Raw genomic sequence first — 17,240 nt, forward strand, 5'->3', positions numbered from 1 at the left:
AATGCCCCTTTGTCTTATGGTGTCGGTGCGGAAGCCTGGATGGCGAGGGCGTGGACACGCTCTCCGGGTATGTCGCCCAGCGCCTTGTTGACCATGCGCTGGCGGTCGAGGCGCGACTTGTCGGCAAAGGCGGGTGCCTCGATCACCACGGTGAAATGCGATTCCCCGCTGCCGTCGTCGCCGGCGTGGCCGTGGTGCTTGGCGCTGTCGTTGATCACTTCGAGACGCGTGGGAGAGAAAGCCTGCGTGAGCAGTCGTTCCATTTCCTGCTGGACCGGTCCTGTCATTCGGCGAAATCTCCTCTTGCGGGGTTTGCATAGCGCAATTTGCTCACCATTCTAGAACGAATGCGCCAGTCAAAGTTTCATGGTCGGTATGAAGACACCGGCAGGGTGTGTGCCCACCCCACCTGCGAGGAGCCGGGCGAATTCCGCGCGCCGGGCGGCGGTCACCGGTTCGACGGGCCTGGCGAATGGCGCTGGATGTGCCTCGAGCACGTGCGCCAATTCAACGCCGGTTACGACTGGTTCGAAGGCATGAGCGCGGAAGAGATCCTCGACGCGCAGGGCCCGGCGAGCGGCTGGCGCACCGAAAGCCCCAGCTTCCGCCCGACCGCGGGCGTCGACGGCATGCCCCGCTGGGCGGATTACTCCGATCCGCTCGACGCGATCTCCGCGCGCGCCAGCGGGATCAAGAGCCGCGCCCAGCGCGAGGCGGCGATGGCGATGGACGGGCGCTTCAGCCGGGAGGAGGCCGAGGCGCTCGAAGTCATGGGGCTGGGCACCGATATCGACCGGCGTCGGCTGCGGCGGCGCTATTCGGAACTGGTGCGCCGCTACCACCCCGACCGCAACGGCGGCGACCGCCAGTACGAAACCCGCCTCAACCGCGTGGTCGAGGCTTACAACACTTTGCGGGAATGTCGGGTGATCGCTTGAGGCTCAGCTCTCGGCCAAGGTTTTGAGTTGGTCGGCGCACGCGCCCCAGCCTTCTTCGAAACCCATTTCGGCATGCTGCTTCATCGCGTCCTCGGTCCAGTGGCGGGCGCGGGCGGTGTAGCGCGTGCCATCGCCGTCGGGTTCGATTTCCCAGATGCCGATCATGAAGGGACCGGCTGGCCGGTGATCGGCGGTCACGGCGTCGGTGGTCACGAAGCGCGTGCCTTCGGTCCATTCGAGGAATATGCCTTCCTGCGGCATTTCCTCCCCGTCGGGTCCCCGCATGATCATCGCGCTGCGACCGCCCGCACGGCGTTCCTGCGCGACCATCTCGATGCGCCAGGGGGCGGGGCACCACCATTCTTCCTGCCGGTTGACCATGATGTCCCAGACCTTTTCGGGAGGGGCGTCGATGAAGCGGGTTACAGTGAGCTCGTTCATTTCAGGCTCCGGAAACTGCCGTCTCGATAGCCGCGTGGTCGATTTTCTGCATCGCGCCCATCGCATGGAAAACACGCTGGCGCGTTGCCGCATCGGAATGGCGCAAGCCTTCCATCAGTACGCGCGGGACGATTTGCCAGCGCACGCCGAAACGGTCCTTCAGCCAGCTGCACATCATCGGCTCTCCGCCATCGGCGAGCAGAGCGGTCCAGTAGCGGTCGGTTTCCTCCTGTGTATCGGTGAAGACCTGGAAACTCACCGCCTCGGTAAACTCGGTTTCCGCACCGCCATTGAGCGCGAGGAACGGGCGGCCAAGCACGGTGAAATCAACCGTGATGACATTGCCCTTCTCCCCGCCAGGGTAATCGCCGGGCGCGGTCTGGATTTCCCTGATTTCGCTGTTGGGAAAGAGTTCGCAATAGAAGCGCGCGGCCTCTTCCGACTCTTTGTCGAACCACAGGCAGGTGGCCATCGGGCTGTCCGAAATCGATGAATCAGCCATTGCCTTGCGCCTCCGCGATCAATTGCATGTCGATGGCCTTGGCGTCCCTGTAGGCGGGCCGTTCGCGCAGGCGTTCGGCGTAATCCTCGAAAGTCTTGCGCGTGGGGATCGAACCGAACTGGAGGCCCCAGTCGACCTGGCTGCCGACATAGACATCGGCCATGGTGAAGCGGTCGCCGCAGACATAGTCGCGGTCGGCCAGCAGCGTATCGAACGTGTCCATGGCGCGCTCGTAGCTGCCGAAACCGAGCATGCCCTGCTTTTGCGGATCGTCGGCACTCCACCCCATGCTGCTCCCAACCACGGCCTGTTCGACCGGGCCGGCGGCGTAGAACAGCCGGCGGAAATAGGCGGCCTTCTCGTGCGGCTCGGGCAGAAGCCCCGCATCGGGGTGCATTTCGGCGAGGTAGTGGCAGATCGCCGCAGCCTCGGTCACGACGTGGACGTGGTCACCGTGGTGGTGGACCAGCGTCGGAACCTTGCCGAGCGGATTGGCGCTGAGGAAGGCCTCCGACTTGGCCGCCCAATCGACCAGCTCGGTCTCGTAGTCCGCGCCGACCTCGTGGAGCGCCCAGCGCGCGATCTGCCCGCGGCTCATCGGATTGGTGAAGAAGGTGTAGGCGGCCATGGATCAGCTTCCCTTCGCACCGATGATCGAGAAGAACGCGCCTTGCGGATCGATGCCTTGCAGGATGTAGTCCCCGCCGGGAATTTCCATCGGTCCGTTCAGGACCTGCCCGCCATGGCCGGTCACGAAGCTGTGCGCCGCGTCGATTTCGGGCACGCGGAAGTAGTGGGCCCACGCCGAGACCGGCATTTCCTCGGGGCGCTTCATGATCGCGCCGAGGCCGTAATCGGACTGGGTGTACATCTGGTAGAGGCCCATCGGCCCCATATCCATCGCCTCGCCCTTCTCCCATCCGAAGAGGTCGCGATAGAAGCTGTCGGCAGCGGTGGGGTCTTCGGTGACCAGCTCGTTCCAGGCGCAATGGCCCACCTTGGGCTCGTGCTTGGCGAAGGCGCCGCTGTCCTCGCCCGAGCGGTCGTCGATGACATAGAAGGGCGCGCCCTGCGGATCGGACAGGAGCGCGAAGGGGCCAACGCCCGGCACCTCGTGCCCTTCGATCATCACGCCGCCGCCCGTTTTGCGGACCTTGTCGACTGCTGCGGGTACATCGTCCACGCGGACATAGCCGAGCCAGGCCGGTCGGGCGCCTCCCTCGGTCATTTCCTCGCTCAATTGGAGGATGCCGCCGATTTGCGTCTCACCGGCAGAGAACATGCGATAGTCGACGCCCTCCTGGCCGCTGTCCGCAAAACTCCAGCCCAGGAGAGGACCGTAGAAGGCCTGCGCAGCCTCCGCATCGCTCGTCATCAGTTCGTACCAGACGAAATCGCCGTGCGTGTCGGTCATGGCTCAGGCCTCCTTCCAGACGATGGGTTCGAAGCTGCCGTAGACCATCCGCTTGCCGTCGAAGGGCATATCGCCGAACTCCTCCATGCGGGGGTCTTCCATCATTTTCGTTTCCGCGGCCTTCGCGGTCGCCTCGTCGGGCCAGGTGACCCAGGAGAAGACGATCTTCTCGCCCGGTTCGGCCTTGGTCGCGCGGCGGAAATCGGTGGTGTGCCCGTTCTTCACGTCCGCCTCCCAGCATTCGATCTGCGACTGGGCACCGAACTCCTTCGCAAGCTCCCAGAATTTCTCCGCCGTCTCGGCGTAAGCGGCCTTGTTGCCTTCCGGCACGGCCAGCACGAATCCGTTCACATACATCGTCTCTCTCCTTCAGCCCCCGACTCGAACCTTGCATCTGATGCGCCTTGAAGTTACTAAAAGCAACTATGAAGTTACAAAAAGAAACTAAAGTGGGTCACGGTCGGTGGTATGGCGACGCCTGCGGGACGGCGTTCGGCATGGAGCTGATCGGCGAACGCTGGTCGCTGCTGGTGGTACGGGAACTGATGTTCGGCCCGCGCCGGTTCTCCGACCTGAGGGCCAGCCTGCCCGGGATTTCGGCCAAGGTGCTGACCGAACGGCTGACCTCGCTCGAGGAGGGCGGGGTGCTGACCCGGCGCAAACTGGCGCCGCCGGTCTCGGCGCAGGCCTATGAACTGACCCGCTGGGGCTATGCGGCCGAGCCGGTGATCCAGGAACTGGGGCGCTGGGCGGCGATGTCCTCGCAGCACGACCCGACGCTGCCCCTGTCGCCGGTCAGCTTCATGCTCTCGCTGCGTACGATGTTCGATCCGGCCAAGGCGCAGGGGCTCGCGATGCGGATCGGTTTCCGCTTTCCCGATACCGCCTTCGTGGCGGAACTGCGCGACGGAGACCTCCCCGTCACGCGCGCCGAGCCGGACACGTGCGACGCCATCTTCACAGCCCCCGCCGCTCCGCCGCTCGCCGGCCTGTTCTATATCGGCCTTCCCGCAAGCGAAGTGGGTGTGGAGGTCGAGGGCGATGCTGTCATGGCCGAACGCTTTATTGCGATATTCGAGTTGCCCGAGCGGATCGGGTGAGGGGCGGGAAGCGGTCGCTCGAAGCTGGGTTCATTTGCCTCTGCATTAACCCCCATTCTCAAGCCTCAATCCTCCCTAATGATGACGCTGTCCTGTTAGCCCGCACAGTCATCAAATATGTGTTCAATAGGTAGTTCAAAGAGCCGGGCGATGCGGAACGCCAGCGGAAGAGATGGATCGTGCTTGCCAGTTTCGATAGCATTCACGGCTTGACGCGACACACCAAGGTGTTCGGCCAACGCGGCTTGGCTCCATTCTCGCTCAGCCCTCAGGACACGAAGGCGATTTTTCATCGGCTGTCTTTCAAGCGAATAAATTAAAAAACGAAGACGAACAGGAGGCAGAAATACTTGAAAAGGTCAGAGACTGCCGACCACCAAGTCACTTCGACCATAAAAAGGCTGAACGGATAGGGTGCCTCGTCGGAGCGCGTGACCAAGTATACGAGTGTAGCCGCCCAAAAAACGAGGAGGGGCATCGCGATGGCGGCATATACAACCACGTCCGTTGTGCGGCGAAATAGCTGTTCCGCGTATTCGTCTCTCATGAAGCGAGCAAGAATTAGAATCGGGGTGATGAAGAATGTGAAGAATATGAGTACCGCTCCGTAGATTCGATACCAAACTGGAATACTGCCGCCGGACGACACTAAATTGTCAAAAATGGGAAGAAATGAAGCCAGTATCAAAATACCAGCGATAAAGCATAGATCCATTAATCTGAAATAGAGGCGATAACGCCTTTCGTTTGGTCTGTGCAAATTTCTGACATTCGAATCAGTATTCACGGTTCTTTTTTCCTGCTAGTTTAAGATATTCGGATTTGTTGATGGCAGAGATTTTATCATTGGCGGAGATGAGCACTCAAAAGTTCATGCGTCCGTATGAATTCATCAATGCATTCCAATCTTCGACCTAGTGACAGTATCCGCCGGAGCGCCGTTCTCGCGTGTGACGCCCCGACGAAACCGATTAGCCTGGGTTGGCGAGTTTGTTGGTAGCGAGGCGCTCTTTGCGAGCATTTTCGATTGCGAGTTTCACTTCCGGGGCAGCCCTCATTTTTACAGAAAGGCGGCACTCGGCCTCGGCCTTTCGCGCCCCAAGGTCGAAACCTCCCGATCGGCAGATACGCCTCGCCGTTGTGTCGATACGCTTGTACAGCTTCCTCTGGTCGGCCTCCGTGCTGAGGTCTAAGTCGCTGACGCTGATGGAAACTGTCGGCAAATCTCGGCTCGCAACAGGAGTTGCAAGAATGGCGAGCACAGCGGCGGCGAGTGTTAGCGATGTCTTGGTCATGTTATTCTCCAGCGTGGATGTTGGGTCCAGGTGGGTGAAACAACCTTATGTGTCAGGTTGTCCTGACGATATGTCGCGATTCGATGACAATGTCAATGTAACCTGACATAATGTCCGTAATCCCTGTCACCTAGGGCATCCGTGGCTCTTTCATCGATAGACCTAATTTTAGTCGGCGACTGTTCACGGGTAGCGCACATCGGCAATTTCCTACTGTGCCTTTCCATGCCACCTCTTCCGCATGGCAAAACGGCGCTCATCAGCTACGCGAATTCTTCGCTCGCCGGTCATTCGCGGGGGTCCGGATTTTCTTCGCCAGGACCGTGTTCCATGTGTTCCATCCTGTCGGTACCGCGTCCCGCAAACCCAACTTGGGCCCAACCGAAACCCTTCACGACTGGCGAAAGGCCCAGCGCAGCGTTCTTGCCGCGCCCCAGGCGGTGGCGCGGGCCGGGATGGCGGAAAGGCCGGGGCGCTCGAGCCCCAGCATCGAGCGGGCGAAGGGTGGGAGGAGGGCGATGCTCTCGGCGACGATGGCTTTCTGCAAGGCGGGCGGGGCGCCTTCGGGCTTGATGCTGACGACGAACTGCGCGACCTCGCGCGCTTCGGGGCTGGTGCGCAGGTCGTCGCGCAGATCGTGGAAGATCCGCGCCGCCTCGCGCCGGTCGGTCGGCACCGGGTCCGCGCCCAGCGCCTTCGCGATCACGGCGAACTGGCGGTAGTATTCGTCCTGCTCGTGCCTTGGCATGTCGGGCCGCGTCACGCGCATGTAGCCGGCAAGGAAACTGGTCGCCTCCGCCACATGGACCCAAGCGAGCGTGCGCGGGTCGGTGGCCGAATAGGTCGATCCGTCGGGCAGCGTCCCCGACACGCTGCGGTGAATGCGGTTCACCCGCTCGATCGCCTCCATCGCGATGTCGCGGTGGGCGAAGGTCGTGTCGGTGATGAAATGCGCGGTGCGGGCGAGGCGGCCGTGCATGTCGCTGCGGAAATTGGAGAAATCGAGCACGCCCTGCAAGGCATGCGGGTGCAGCATCTGGAGGAACAGCCCGCGGATACCGCCCACCATCATGCCCACGATATCGGCATGGACCATCCGGATCGGCGTGTCCTTCGCGAACAGCGCCTCGTCCGAAACGCCGCGCGGCTGCGCCTCGCTATCGCCTTCGTTGAAGGTGGCCCGCACGCTGCCGACTATGCGCTGGCGAAGAAATTCGAGGGGGTCGGGGCGACTCACAAGGGCCAATATAGGCTTGGCGTTGCCGAGATAAATCCCTAGGTCGCCTGTGCGATGAACGAGATGACCGACAAGACCTTCGAACCTTCCGCCAAGACCGTGCTTCCCGCGCCCGACACCGAAGTCGATGTGCGCGAGACTTTCGGGATCGATATCGACTGGAAGGTACCCGCCTTCTCCAAGCCGGATTCGCGTACACCCGATCTCGACGAAGCCTATGTCTTCGATCCGGACACGACGCTGGCCATCCTCGCGGGCTTCGCGCACGACCGCCGGGTGATGGTGCAGGGCTATCACGGCACGGGTAAGTCGACCCACATTGAACAGGTCGCCGCACGCCTCAACTGGCCGTGCATCCGCATCAATCTGGATGCGCATATCAGCCGTATCGACCTCGTCGGGCGCGACGCCATCGTGCTGCGCGATGGCCTTCAGGTCACCGAGTTCCGCGAAGGCCTGTTGCCCTGGGCGCTCCAGCATCCGGTGGCGCTGGTGTTCGACGAATACGACGCCGGCCGCCCGGACGTGATGTTCGTGATCCAGCGCGTTCTCGAACAGCAGGGCAAGCTGACGCTGCTCGACCAGAACCGCGTGATCCGCCCCGATGCGAACTTCCGCCTCTTCGCCACCGCCAACACGGTCGGCCTCGGCGACACGAGCGGTCTTTATCACGGCACGCAGGCGATCAACCAGGGCCAGATGGACCGCTGGAACATCGTCACCGCGCTGAACTACCTGCCGGCCGAGACCGAGCAGCAGATCGTCGAGGCGAAGAACCCGGACACCGATCCCAAGATCCTTGCCGACATGATCAAGGTCGCCGATCTTTCGCGGCAGGGCTTCATCAACGGCGACATCAGCACGGTGATGAGCCCGCGAACCGTCATCACCTGGGCGCAGAACTACGCCATCTTCAAGGATGTCGGCTTCGCCTTCCGCCTCTCCTTCCTCAACAAGTGCGACGAGGAAGAGCGCATGCTGGTGGCCGAAAATTACCAGCGCGTCTTCGGTGACGATCTGCCCGAAAGCGTGGTCGGAAAGAGTTAAGGTTGAAGGCCCTATGCATAGCTGTGTTATTATAGTAGCACAGTAGGTTCATGGGCGTTATCGACTCCTTCTTCCGCCGCAAACGGCCCGAGCCGGAGCCTTCGGGCCACCGCGGCTACTATTCGCTGAGCGACGACTGGGACGATGACGACAGCTGGGATGACCGCCTGGACGAAATCGACCATGCGGTCCTCGCCGAGGAGCGCAAGCGTCTCAAATGGTGGCAGCGACCCTATTGGTTCGGTCGCCGCAAACGCTGGTGGGTGGTCCGCATCTTCGCGGCCATGCTGGCGCTGTTCATGGCGCTGGTCGCCTGGCTTGCCATCACCGCTCCGCTGAACAAGTCGCTTGAACCAATTGCGCCGCCGCAAATCACGCTTCTGGCGTCCGATGGCACGCCGATCGCCCGCAACGGGGCGGTGGTGGACGAGCCGGTCGATATCGACACCCTCCCGCCGCACGTAGTCGAAGCCTTCCTCGCCATCGAAGACCGGCGCTTCTACGATCATTGGGGTGTCGATCCGCGCGGTATTGCACGCGCGGCTTTCACCGGTACAGGCGGCGGTTCGACCATCACGCAGCAGCTGGCGAAATTCACCTTCCTCACCCCTGAGCGCACGCTGACCCGCAAGGCGCGCGAGGCGCTGATCGCCTTCTGGCTGGAGGCGTGGCTGACCAAGGACGAGATCCTCGAACGCTACCTCTCCAACGCCTATTTCGGCGACAATGTGTATGGTTTGCGGGCGGCGAGCCTGCATTACTTCTACCGCAAGCCCGAAAACCTGCTGCCTAATCAGGCAGCCATGCTGGCCGGATTGTTGCAAGCCCCCAGCGCCTACGCTCCGACCCGCCACTACGAACGGGCCGAGAAGCGCATGAAGCTGGTGGTGCAGTCGATGGTCGCTGCAGGATACATTACCGAGGCCGAAGCGCGTGCCATGCGCGCTCCGGCGCTCGATGTGCGCCTGAAGAGCGATCTTCCCACCGGCACCTATTTCGCCGACTGGGCGCTGCCCGAAGCGCGGCAGATGTCGGAAACCGGGTACGCCCGCCAGACGCTCACTACCACGCTCGATGCGCGGCTCCAGAACATCGCCCGTCGCGTGACCTCGCGAGCCCCGCTGGGCGAGGCGCAGGTGGCGCTGGTTGCCATGCGCACCAATGGCGAGGTTGTCGCCATGATCGGCGGCAAGGACTACGCAAAATCGCCCTTTAACCGCGCCACGCAGGCCAAGCGCCAGCCCGGCTCGACCTTCAAGCTCTTCGTCTATCTCGCCGCCATGCGCGACGGTTGGAGTCCGGACGATACGATAAGCAACGCGAAGATCGAGCAGGGCGGCTATCGCCCCGAAAACTCCGGCGGGCGCTATTCGGATAGCCTCACGCTGGAGCAGGCCTTTGCCCAGTCGAGCAATGTGGCCGCCGTCCGCCTGTTCGGCGAGGTCGGAAGCGACAAGGTGATCGAGACGGCGCGTAACCTGGGTGTGACATCGCCGCTGACGAAGGGCGATCCCAGCATGGCGCTGGGCACCTCGACCATGAGCTTGCTGGAATTGACCGCCGCCTATGCCGGGGTTGCGGCCAACGCCTATCCGGCCGAACCGCGCGCCTTCGCAACGCCTGAGCGGGGCTGGTTTGAGAACATGATCGACGGCCCCTCCAGCTTTTCAGGCTCGACGAGCAGCAAGATGGACCGCTTGCTGCGCGCCGTGATCGACACCGGCACCGGCCGCAGCGCGCGCCTCTCGGTCCCGGCGTTCGGCAAGACCGGCACGACCCAGGACAATCGCGACGCGGTGTTCGTGGGCTATGCAGGCGATCTGGTAGTCGGTGTGTGGATCGGCAATGACGACAACTCACCCCTTAAAGGCGTTTCGGGCGGCGGTCTTCCGGCACGCATCTGGCGCGAGTTCATGAGCCAGGCGCTCGGCGCGAGCGCATCCCCCAGCCGTCCGGCACCCGCCGCTACGCCCGATCCCGACGGCCCGATCGAGCCGCTCGACGTTCCCGATCTCGACGATATCCCGCTGGGTGACGGCAATTCGCGCCTGCGAATCCGCGATGGTGAGGCCATTTTCTCGACCGAGATCGACGGTATCCCGGTTGATGTCCGGGTCGGCAACGACGGGGTCGCGGTGGACCAAGCGGCGATCGAGGAGGCGCGGCGCAGGGCGGAGGAGCGCCGCGAGGAAGCCGAGGAACAGCAGTATGAGGAAATCCGCCGCCAGCTCGAGCGCGAGGGGCGGATCGGAAATTTCTAGCCTTCGGGTTCGCCCATCAGCACGTTCATGACCGCGGTCGCTATCGGGCGCGTTCGGTCGTCCTGCCAAGCTTCGACCGTAAGGTTCGCGCTGCGCCGCCCGAGCTTTGTCACGCGGCCCTTGGCGTAGCTCGCCTGCGCCTTGCCGGCGGCGAGATACTGGACGGTGATGTTGATCGGCTTCAGCACCGCCTCGCGCCCCTTGCCAGCAAGTTCGGCCCGTAGCGCCGCATAGCCTGCGGTTTCCAGCAGGCCGCCCGTCGCCCCGCCGTGATAATGTTCGGGCCGCCCTTCGACAGCCTCGACGAAGGCCACAGTAAGGACGGGCGCATCACCCTCCCATTCGTGCAGGGCGATCCCGAGCGATCGGGCGTAGGGCGTGAGCGCGTCGATCGAACCGGTTTTAGCCATCGGGCAGCTCCCGCGTGTCCTTGCTTGCGCCGATCTTCATGAAAACGCCCTGGATGTGCGCGACGGGGTCATCGGCATCGCCATCATGCGCGAGGCCGCGGACGAAGGCGGCGCTGCGAGTAATGCGATAGCATTGCGAACGCCCGAAAACGGCTGCGCCTTCTCGAGCCGGGCGCACGTAATCGACGCGCAGGTCGAGCGTGGCGATGGGCTGGAAAGCGTCCATCGCTTTCCAGATGGCGAGCCCGGAAGCCATGTCCATCAGGCTCAGGATAGGTCCCGAGGCCAGAACATGCTGCCCTTCCTCGCCAAGCAGGTCCTCGCGCCAGGGAAGCTCCAGTTCCACCCAGTCTTCGCCATGCGTCGAATAGCGCAGGCCCAGCCAGCCCGAATGGCCCCGGCTGGTCAGGAAGGGCGTGGCGGCCCGTAGATCAAATTTCGGTGCGTCGGTCATGGATATGGACTTGGCCGATAGCCGCCGGTTCCCGCGAATTACAATCGGAAATCGAACGTAGGAATTATATTTCGGTGAAATCTTCGATCAAAGCAGGATGCCGACAGTCGCGAGGAAGAGGATCGCCAGAACGGCGACACCGATTGCCCGCCCAGCCATGCGCATGGCGGAGGCCTCGCGCTTGTTATCGGCGCGCGCGCTCACGAAGATGTCGAGAAAATCCAGCATTCGTGCGACCCCTGTCCCCTAGAAGCCTACTCCAGCCAAGGTATCGATGGCTCCCTGGAGGATGACCGCAGCCGCGTGACTGTCGATCTTTTCGGCTCGCTTCGCGCGGCTCATGTCTTGCCCGATCATGGCGCTTTCGGCCGAGGATGTCGACCAGCGTTCATCCCACAGGAGCACCGGCAGGCCGAACGCTCGCGCAAGGTTCTTCGCATAGGCCCGGCTCGCCTGCGCCCTCGGGCCTTCCGTGCCGTCCATATTGCGCGGCAAACCGACGACCAGTCCGGCAATCGAACGCGCGGTCACGATCTCGCGCAGCTTGCCGCAATCCGTGGTGAACTTGCTGCGCTCGATCGTCTTGCCAGCGGTGGCAAATCGCCAGCCCGCATCGCAGGTGGCGACCCCGATGGTCTTGGTGCCGAGGTCGAGACCCAGCAAGGCCCCGCCGTCGGGCAGGGCGTTGCCATAATCGAGCGCGCTGTCGGTTACGATGCCGTCCGCTCGGTCCATGCCTGCACTCGTGCGAGGACGTCTTCCTGCAGGTTCTTCCAAAACAGCGGGATGTCGTAGACGTGGTAATTCCCGCCCGGAAGGACTCCGGGGCCAAGGTCGGGCGGGTCGCCGATGCGAAGGATGCCGCGCGCATCGCAGCGAGCGGGAATGGCGCCCTCGATCAGTTCCGCAGACGCCAGATCCTCCCTCGGCTTGAGTGTCCCGAGATTGGCCGAGGCGGGGGCCGAACCGCCGTTCATCCCGGTCAGCGGATTGGTGCAGACAATGGCGTCGTCCTCGCCGCGCGGCTCACCGTCGATACCGGGCAAGGCGCTGTAGCGCTTGAGGAGCTGGCCGGGATCGCCATCGTCGGTGTAGCTGAGGAAGCTCACGATGCACTGCGGCTGTCCCGAAGTAGCGCAGGCGGGGAAGGGGTAGGCCGGCAAATCGTGCGCGACCGATATCGGCCAGCCCGGCGCATAGACGGCGGCAATTCGCCGCTCGACGGGCTGCCCGGCGACCTTTTCGCGCAGGAGGCGCAGTATGTGGACAGAACCCTGGCTGTGACCGGCCAGCACGATGGGCTTGTCCTCGTCCACGCTGGCGAGAAAATAGTCGAAGGCCTGCGCAACGTCGGCATAGGCCGCATCGATGGCCATGCTCGCCTCTTCCTTGTCGGTGAGGAAGGCGCCGACGGCAGCCTGGCGATATTTCGGCGCCCAGATCTCGTCCGCCCGGTTGAAGGGACTGGCGAGGCCGCGCAGGAAAACCCGCGCGAGACGGTCGGTCTCCTCGTCGTTGAGGGGCGCGTTCCACTCTCCCAGTGCGCCCCTGGTGTAGCTGGTGGGCGGCACGAAGAAGACGGCGAAATCGGGCGTCGCTGCAGGTTCGGCGGCTTCGCCAGCCACCGATCCCGCGGTGTCGAGCGTCCCGGGCGCATCGAGGCTCTGCTCGACCGCCGGATTATCGGGCGAAGGGGTCTGCTCGGCCGGGTCGGGCGCGGGCTGCGCGATGGCAGGCTGGTAGCGCGAGGGGTCGGAGGTCCCAATGCCGGGGCGCGAATACCACATGGTCGGGTCTTCATAGGCGTTGGCCGCCAACGCTTCCTGCTCCACGAACTCGCCGCGCGGGACGAAGGCGATCTCTGTGGCCTCCCGCGACCAGATGGCAAGGGCAATGGCACCGGCAATGATCAGAACGATGATCAAGGCGACCACGAAAAGGAATTTGCGGGCCATGTCAGGCGGGCTCCGGTGCTGTGACGGGTTCGACCTCGCCCTTGCGCAGCGCCGAGCGCCGTTCGAGCGCGACTTTGATCATGGCGAGCAGCGGATCTGCCAGCGCAAGGCCGAGAATGCCGAACAATACGCCGAAGATCAGCTGCGCCGACAGCACCAGCGCAGGCGCAAGGTCGACCGTCTTCTTGGCGATCAGCGGCACGAGGACATAGCCGTCGAAATTCTGGACGAGGAAATAGACGAAGATGGTGTAGAGCCCCATGTCGGTCCCGCCCGAAAAGCCGACCAGCACCATCAATACACCCGATATGATCGCGCCGATATTGGGGATGAAGGCGAGCAGACCGGTCAACAGGCCGAGCAGGGCGGCCATGGGGACCGGATCGATGCCGATCAGCATCCCGCCGAAGGCAAGCATGACCCATGTGAAGAACCCTTCGAACGCCATGCCGACGAGGCGACCGGCCATCAGGCGCCGCAAAGTGTAGGCCTGGTGGCTCAGCGTGTCGTAGAAGGCGCCCCTGTGCTTGGCCGGAACCATCCAGGCGACCCCGCGCTCGTAAATACGCGGGTCGATGGCGAAATAGATGCCGATGATGATAATCAGAACCAGCGTGGTGAGGCCGCCGAAGATGCCGCCGATCGCTCTCGTCACGGTGCCGACGCCGCTTGCCACGCTGGCGGCGAAGCTCTGGATGTCCGCGGTCCGAATCGCAAAGCCCTTGCTTTGCAGGAAGGCAATGGCCCGGCCGAGCTGTTCGTTGATGATCGCGGGGAATTGAGCCGCCTGCTGCGAAATCTGGGAGCCTGCGAGATAGCCCAGCCAGATGAAGAAGGCGGTGACGAGGACGAGGACGATCGCGACCCGCAGGCTGCGCGGGATAGGCAACGCCTTGGCAAGCAGGCGCGAACCGCCATCGACCATGCAGCCGAACACCATCGCGCCGAAGATAACGAGCAGCGATTGCGAAATATGCACCATCAGCCAGAGCAGGCCGATGACCAGCCCCCAGACGAGCGCGCGGCTGGCCTCGAAGCGGAGTTTGGGATTGTCGATATACGTCGGGCTGGCACCCGGATCATCGTGGTAGGCAAGGTCTTCCTTGCTCGCGCTGTCCGTCCCGCTACCCGACGATGTGCCTGTCATTCTTCACTTTTCCCCGTAGCGATGGCCGGGCGCAGAGTGGTCCAGGCGCGCCCTTCGCGCAAGCTCGTAAACCAGCTCACCGGGTTGAGGCTGGTCGTCCCGTCGAGCGAGAAAGTGATGAATTCCGCGCGTCCGCCGATATTCTCGAGCGGAACCGGACCCATCAGACCCCGCATGCCGAACGCCCGGCTGTCCGAGGAATGGTCGCGGTTGTCACCCATCACGAAGACATGCCTTTCAGGGATCGTCATCTCGGGGAAGTCGTCGAGTTCCTGCGAGGTGTGGTCGATAATGAGATAGGTCGCGCCATTGGGCAGGGTTTCGCGGTAGACCGGAACGCGGCACACTTGGCTGCCATCCTCACCGGTGACGAGGAAGGTCGGGTCATAAAAGCCCGTGCAGTCGGAATTCGCATCGACCGGCAAGTCGAGCGGCGGTTCGGCTTCCTGCGCTATCGCTGCGCCGTTGAGGATGATCTGCCCGTCGCGTACTGCGATCCGGTCACCCGGCAGGGCGACGACGCGCTTGATGTAGTCCTCGTCGCGCTCCGGATGGACGGGAATGACGATATCGCCGTATTCGGGCGTTGCGGGTGCGACACGCCAGTCGCCGCGCGGGGCGAGGTGGAAGCTGACCGAGGACCAGTTCCAGCCATAGGGATATTTGCTCACCACCAGCCGATCGCCGACCAAGAGGTTCGGCAGCATCGATTCCGACGGGATGTAGAAGGGCTTCGCGATGAAGCTGTGAAAAGCGAAGACTGCAAGTAGCATCAGGAACAGGCCGCGGATTTCCGCCAGCCAGTCGACCTTCTTGTCGTCCTTCTTTTTCTTTTCGGTATGGTCGGGTTTGGTCACGGCCGCGGTGTCTGCACTCATGCGGGGAAGGCCTCGATGATCACGAATGCCTGTGCCCATGGATGATCGTCGGTGAGGGTGAGATGAATGCGCGCCTCATGGCCGTGCGGCATCATTTCGGCAAGCCTTAGTGCAGCGCCGCCCGTCAGTTGAAGCGTCGGTGCGCCCGAGCGGGCGTTCACCACGCCGATGTCCTTATGGAACACGCCGCGTGAGAAACCAGTGCCGACGGCCTTGGCAAAGGCCTCCTTGGCCGCCCATCGCTTGGCGAAAGTGCCGACGCGGGTGAAGGGCCGCTTGTCCGCCTTGGCACGCTCAATCTTGGTGAAGCAGCGACGCTCGAATTTCTCGCCCCACCGCTCCAGCGAATTGGCGATGCGGTCCATATTGGTCAGGTCGTTGCCCATGCCGATGATCATAGGACCCTCGCGAAGATGCCGATGAGTATGGCGAACATCATCCAGTGCAGCATGACCTGTGTTTTCACCAGCGGATGATCGATCTCTCCGCCCGAACGCTTGAGCGAACCCCAGTATCCGAAGATCTGAATGATCGGCCAGCCAATGGCGAAGGCGAGCAGCACTTGCCGCGAAAGCGCGAAGCCGAGCAGCAGGATCGAGAGCAGGAAGGGGATCGCCGCTCCCAGCGCCCAAAGCTTTGCCGAGCGCGTAAGCTCGCCGCTCATCGCGCCCACCTCACCGGGCCTCGTCCATCAGCTCGCGCATCTGGCGCACGGCGTTCTCCAGCCCGACGAAAACGGCCTCGCCGACGAGGTAATGGCCGATGTTGAGCTCGGCCAGCTGGGGGATGGCGGCAATCGGCTGGACGTTTTCGTATGTGAGCCCGTGGCCGGCATGCGGTTCGATCCCGTTCTTGGCGGCGAGCGCGGACATGTCGGCGATGCGTTTGAGCTCGCGCGCGGTCTTCTCGCTGTCTCCGGCAAGATGGGCATGTGCGTATTCGCCAGTGTGGAATTCGACCACCGGCACGCCGAGCCTGAGCGCAGCGTCCAGCTGGCGCTCGTCACCCTCGATGAACAGCGAAACACGGATGCCGTTGTCGCGCAGCTTCCACACGATGGGTGCGAGTGTGTTGTGCTGGCCCGCCGCATCGAGCCCGCCCTCGGTCGTGCGCTCTTCGCGCTTTTCGGGGACGATGCAGGCCGCGTGCGGGGCATGGCGCAGCGCAATTTCGAGCATCTCCTCTGTTGCGGCCATTTCGAGGTTAAGCGGGAGGTCGGTTGCTTCCTGGATGCGCTTGAGGTCGGCATCGCGAATATGGCGCCGGTCCTCGCGCAAGTGCGCGGTGATCCCGTCGCCCCCGACACTGGCCACGATCTCGGCCGCGCGCACCGGATCGGGATGGTCGCCCCCGCGCGCGTTACGGATGGTGGCAACGTGATCGATGTTGACGCCGAGACGAAGAGGGCGGGTCAAGCCTTGCGGCTCCCGGGCTTGGTGATCGCGATGGCGGCCAGATCTTCGGGAACCTCGCCCTCGGCATAGGTCGGGAAAGAGATGTCGATCAGAGAGAAAAAGGGCACGCCCAAATCGGCTTCGCCGTTGCTGCGATCGACAAGGGCGACCTCGGCAATCACCTCGCCGCCCTCGCGACCCACTGCGGCGATGGCCTCCCTGCTGGAAAGGCCGGTGGTCACCACGTCCTCGACCATCAGCACCTTCGCGCCCGGTTCGAGGCGGAAACCGCGGCGCAGGTGGAATTCGCCGTCGGGCCGTTCGAGGAACATCGCGTCCTTGCCCAAGGCCCGGCCCATTTCCTGGCCGATGATGATGCCGCCCATCGCCGGGCTGACCACCACGTCGATCTGGCTGCGGACGTCGCGCGGAATCTTCTGGGCGAGCGCGAATGCCAGGCGACCGGCACGCTCGGGGTTCATGAGCACGCGCGCGCATTGCAGATAATGCCCGGAGTGCCGTCCGCTCGAAAGGAGGAAATGGCCTTCGAGCAGCGCTTCGCTGGCGCGAAATTCGGAGAGGATTTCGTCTTCTGTCATGGTGCTGTTGTCCAAAGCGGCTCGCGGACGATTGCGCAAGAGGCAAAGCAGCTTGCACATTTTTATCGGGCGGGTGCTTGAGGCTGGCGGAAACCCTGCCTATAGGGCGCAACGCAAACGGACCTCGCTTGAGGGGCGATACTGGCGTGCACGCGCCACTCGCGAAAG

Annotated in this window: 25 protein-coding genes; 4 read left to right on the top strand and 21 right to left on the bottom strand. The window is 63.2% G+C overall.

Translation table 11 applies throughout. The features are described from left to right. Window positions 1-14: 14 nt before the first annotated feature. Entirely contained in the window at window positions 15-287 is a 273-nt protein-coding gene (locus tag ED21_RS08945) for a BolA family transcriptional regulator (RefSeq protein WP_006833553.1), read from the bottom strand. Between the two features lie 60 nt (window positions 288-347). Here ED21_RS08945 and ED21_RS08950 point away from each other — a divergent pair, with 60 nt between their 5' ends. After that, window positions 348-938, top strand: a complete 591-nt coding sequence (locus ED21_RS08950) for a DnaJ domain-containing protein (protein ID WP_006833554.1) — start codon at window positions 348-350, stop codon at window positions 936-938. Between the two features lie 3 nt (window positions 939-941). On the opposite strand, the gene ED21_RS08955 is transcribed toward ED21_RS08950, so the two are convergent. The 5 genes from ED21_RS08955 to ED21_RS08975 are packed head-to-tail and all read right to left on the bottom strand — an operon-like array spanning window position 942 to window position 3,652. Next, complete coding sequence (locus tag ED21_RS08955) at window positions 942-1,379, bottom strand: SRPBCC family protein (protein ID WP_006833555.1); 438 nt, start codon at window positions 1,377-1,379, stop codon at window positions 942-944. Window position 1,380: 1 nt separating this feature from the next. After that, entirely contained in the window at window positions 1,381-1,881 is a 501-nt protein-coding gene (locus ED21_RS08960; protein WP_006833556.1) for a VOC family protein, read from the bottom strand. Next, on the bottom strand, window positions 1,874-2,509 hold the full coding sequence (locus ED21_RS08965) for a glutathione S-transferase family protein (protein WP_006833557.1): 636 nt from the start codon (window positions 2,507-2,509) through the stop codon (window positions 1,874-1,876). Before ED21_RS08965 ends, ED21_RS08960 begins: the two co-directional genes overlap by 8 nt. A gap of 3 nt (window positions 2,510-2,512) precedes the next feature. Next, the gene (locus ED21_RS08970; RefSeq protein ID WP_006833558.1) at window positions 2,513-3,295 is read right to left on the bottom strand and encodes a VOC family protein; all 783 of its coding nucleotides are present in this window, start codon (window positions 3,293-3,295) and stop codon (window positions 2,513-2,515) included. Between the two features lie 3 nt (window positions 3,296-3,298). Continuing rightward, window positions 3,299-3,652, bottom strand: a complete 354-nt coding sequence (locus tag ED21_RS08975; protein WP_006833559.1) for a DUF1428 domain-containing protein — start codon at window positions 3,650-3,652, stop codon at window positions 3,299-3,301. A 92-nt stretch (window positions 3,653-3,744) separates the two neighbouring features. Here ED21_RS08975 and ED21_RS08980 point away from each other — a divergent pair, with 92 nt between their 5' ends. Beyond that, window positions 3,745-4,395 carry a winged helix-turn-helix transcriptional regulator gene (locus ED21_RS08980; protein WP_233995725.1) on the top strand — a complete coding sequence of 217 codons (651 nt, stop codon included), beginning with the start codon at window positions 3,745-3,747 and terminating at the stop codon, window positions 4,393-4,395. A 95-nt stretch (window positions 4,396-4,490) separates the two neighbouring features. Here the strand turns inward: ED21_RS08980 and ED21_RS15120 are convergent, their stop codons facing one another. From ED21_RS15120 to ED21_RS09000, 4 genes are all read right to left on the bottom strand, one after another. Next, on the bottom strand, window positions 4,491-4,688 hold the full coding sequence (locus tag ED21_RS15120; protein WP_034922024.1) for a helix-turn-helix transcriptional regulator: 198 nt from the start codon (window positions 4,686-4,688) through the stop codon (window positions 4,491-4,493). A 23-nt stretch (window positions 4,689-4,711) separates the two neighbouring features. Then, complete coding sequence (locus ED21_RS15630; RefSeq protein WP_198005842.1) at window positions 4,712-5,182, bottom strand: hypothetical protein; 471 nt, start codon at window positions 5,180-5,182, stop codon at window positions 4,712-4,714. A gap of 184 nt (window positions 5,183-5,366) precedes the next feature. Continuing rightward, complete coding sequence (locus ED21_RS08995; protein ID WP_006833562.1) at window positions 5,367-5,690, bottom strand: UrcA family protein; 324 nt, start codon at window positions 5,688-5,690, stop codon at window positions 5,367-5,369. Between the two features lie 391 nt (window positions 5,691-6,081). Then, window positions 6,082-6,927 carry an oxygenase MpaB family protein gene (locus ED21_RS09000; RefSeq protein ID WP_006833563.1) on the bottom strand — a complete coding sequence of 282 codons (846 nt, stop codon included), beginning with the start codon at window positions 6,925-6,927 and terminating at the stop codon, window positions 6,082-6,084. Window positions 6,928-6,990: 63 nt separating this feature from the next. On the opposite strand from ED21_RS09000, the gene ED21_RS09005 reads away from it, so the two are divergent. Further along, the gene (locus ED21_RS09005) at window positions 6,991-7,974 is read left to right on the top strand and encodes an AAA family ATPase (protein WP_083800425.1); all 984 of its coding nucleotides are present in this window, start codon (window positions 6,991-6,993) and stop codon (window positions 7,972-7,974) included. 50 nt (window positions 7,975-8,024) lie between these two features. Then, complete coding sequence (locus ED21_RS09010) at window positions 8,025-10,235, top strand: transglycosylase domain-containing protein (protein ID WP_006833565.1); 2,211 nt, start codon at window positions 8,025-8,027, stop codon at window positions 10,233-10,235. On the opposite strand, the gene ED21_RS09015 is transcribed toward ED21_RS09010, so the two are convergent. The 11 genes from ED21_RS09015 to pyrE form a co-directional block, all read right to left on the bottom strand. Further along, entirely contained in the window at window positions 10,232-10,645 is a 414-nt protein-coding gene (locus ED21_RS09015; RefSeq protein WP_006833566.1) for a PaaI family thioesterase, read from the bottom strand. The genes ED21_RS09010 and ED21_RS09015 overlap by 4 nt on opposite strands. Continuing rightward, the gene (locus tag ED21_RS09020) at window positions 10,638-11,099 is read right to left on the bottom strand and encodes a PaaI family thioesterase (RefSeq protein ID WP_006833567.1); all 462 of its coding nucleotides are present in this window, start codon (window positions 11,097-11,099) and stop codon (window positions 10,638-10,640) included. The genes ED21_RS09015 and ED21_RS09020 overlap by 8 nt, the downstream gene beginning before the upstream one ends. Window positions 11,100-11,186: 87 nt before the next feature. After that, on the bottom strand, window positions 11,187-11,327 hold the full coding sequence (locus tag ED21_RS15405) for a hypothetical protein (protein ID WP_006833568.1): 141 nt from the start codon (window positions 11,325-11,327) through the stop codon (window positions 11,187-11,189). An 18-nt stretch (window positions 11,328-11,345) separates the two neighbouring features. Next, entirely contained in the window at window positions 11,346-11,834 is a 489-nt protein-coding gene (gene ruvX, locus ED21_RS09025) for a Holliday junction resolvase RuvX (RefSeq protein WP_006833569.1), read from the bottom strand. Next, the gene (locus ED21_RS09030; protein WP_006833570.1) at window positions 11,810-13,054 is read right to left on the bottom strand and encodes a DUF3089 domain-containing protein; all 1,245 of its coding nucleotides are present in this window, start codon (window positions 13,052-13,054) and stop codon (window positions 11,810-11,812) included. The genes ruvX and ED21_RS09030 overlap by 25 nt, the downstream gene beginning before the upstream one ends. Window position 13,055: 1 nt before the next feature. Further along, entirely contained in the window at window positions 13,056-14,201 is a 1,146-nt protein-coding gene (locus ED21_RS09035; RefSeq protein WP_006833571.1) for an AI-2E family transporter, read from the bottom strand. Further along, window positions 14,198-15,079: a signal peptidase I gene (gene lepB / locus ED21_RS09040; protein WP_006833572.1), complete on the bottom strand. Its 882-nt coding sequence runs from the start codon at window positions 15,077-15,079 to the stop codon at window positions 14,198-14,200. The genes ED21_RS09035 and lepB overlap by 4 nt, the downstream gene beginning before the upstream one ends. Beyond that, window positions 15,076-15,477: a holo-ACP synthase gene (gene acpS / locus ED21_RS09045; RefSeq protein ID WP_006833573.1), complete on the bottom strand. Its 402-nt coding sequence runs from the start codon at window positions 15,475-15,477 to the stop codon at window positions 15,076-15,078. The genes lepB and acpS overlap by 4 nt, the downstream gene beginning before the upstream one ends. Further along, the gene (locus ED21_RS09050; RefSeq protein ID WP_006833574.1) at window positions 15,474-15,743 is read right to left on the bottom strand and encodes a hypothetical protein; all 270 of its coding nucleotides are present in this window, start codon (window positions 15,741-15,743) and stop codon (window positions 15,474-15,476) included. The genes acpS and ED21_RS09050 overlap by 4 nt, the downstream gene beginning before the upstream one ends. Before the next feature lie 10 nt (window positions 15,744-15,753). Then, complete coding sequence (locus ED21_RS09055) at window positions 15,754-16,494, bottom strand: pyridoxine 5'-phosphate synthase (protein ID WP_006833575.1); 741 nt, start codon at window positions 16,492-16,494, stop codon at window positions 15,754-15,756. Then, the gene (gene pyrE, locus ED21_RS09060; protein WP_034922133.1) at window positions 16,491-17,072 is read right to left on the bottom strand and encodes an orotate phosphoribosyltransferase; all 582 of its coding nucleotides are present in this window, start codon (window positions 17,070-17,072) and stop codon (window positions 16,491-16,493) included. Before pyrE ends, ED21_RS09055 begins: the two co-directional genes overlap by 4 nt. Between the last annotated feature and the right edge of the window lie 168 nt (window positions 17,073-17,240).

Origin of the sequence: Erythrobacter sp. SD-21 (assembly GCF_000181515.1) — a bacterium.
Classification (GTDB): domain Bacteria; phylum Pseudomonadota; class Alphaproteobacteria; order Sphingomonadales; family Sphingomonadaceae; genus Qipengyuania.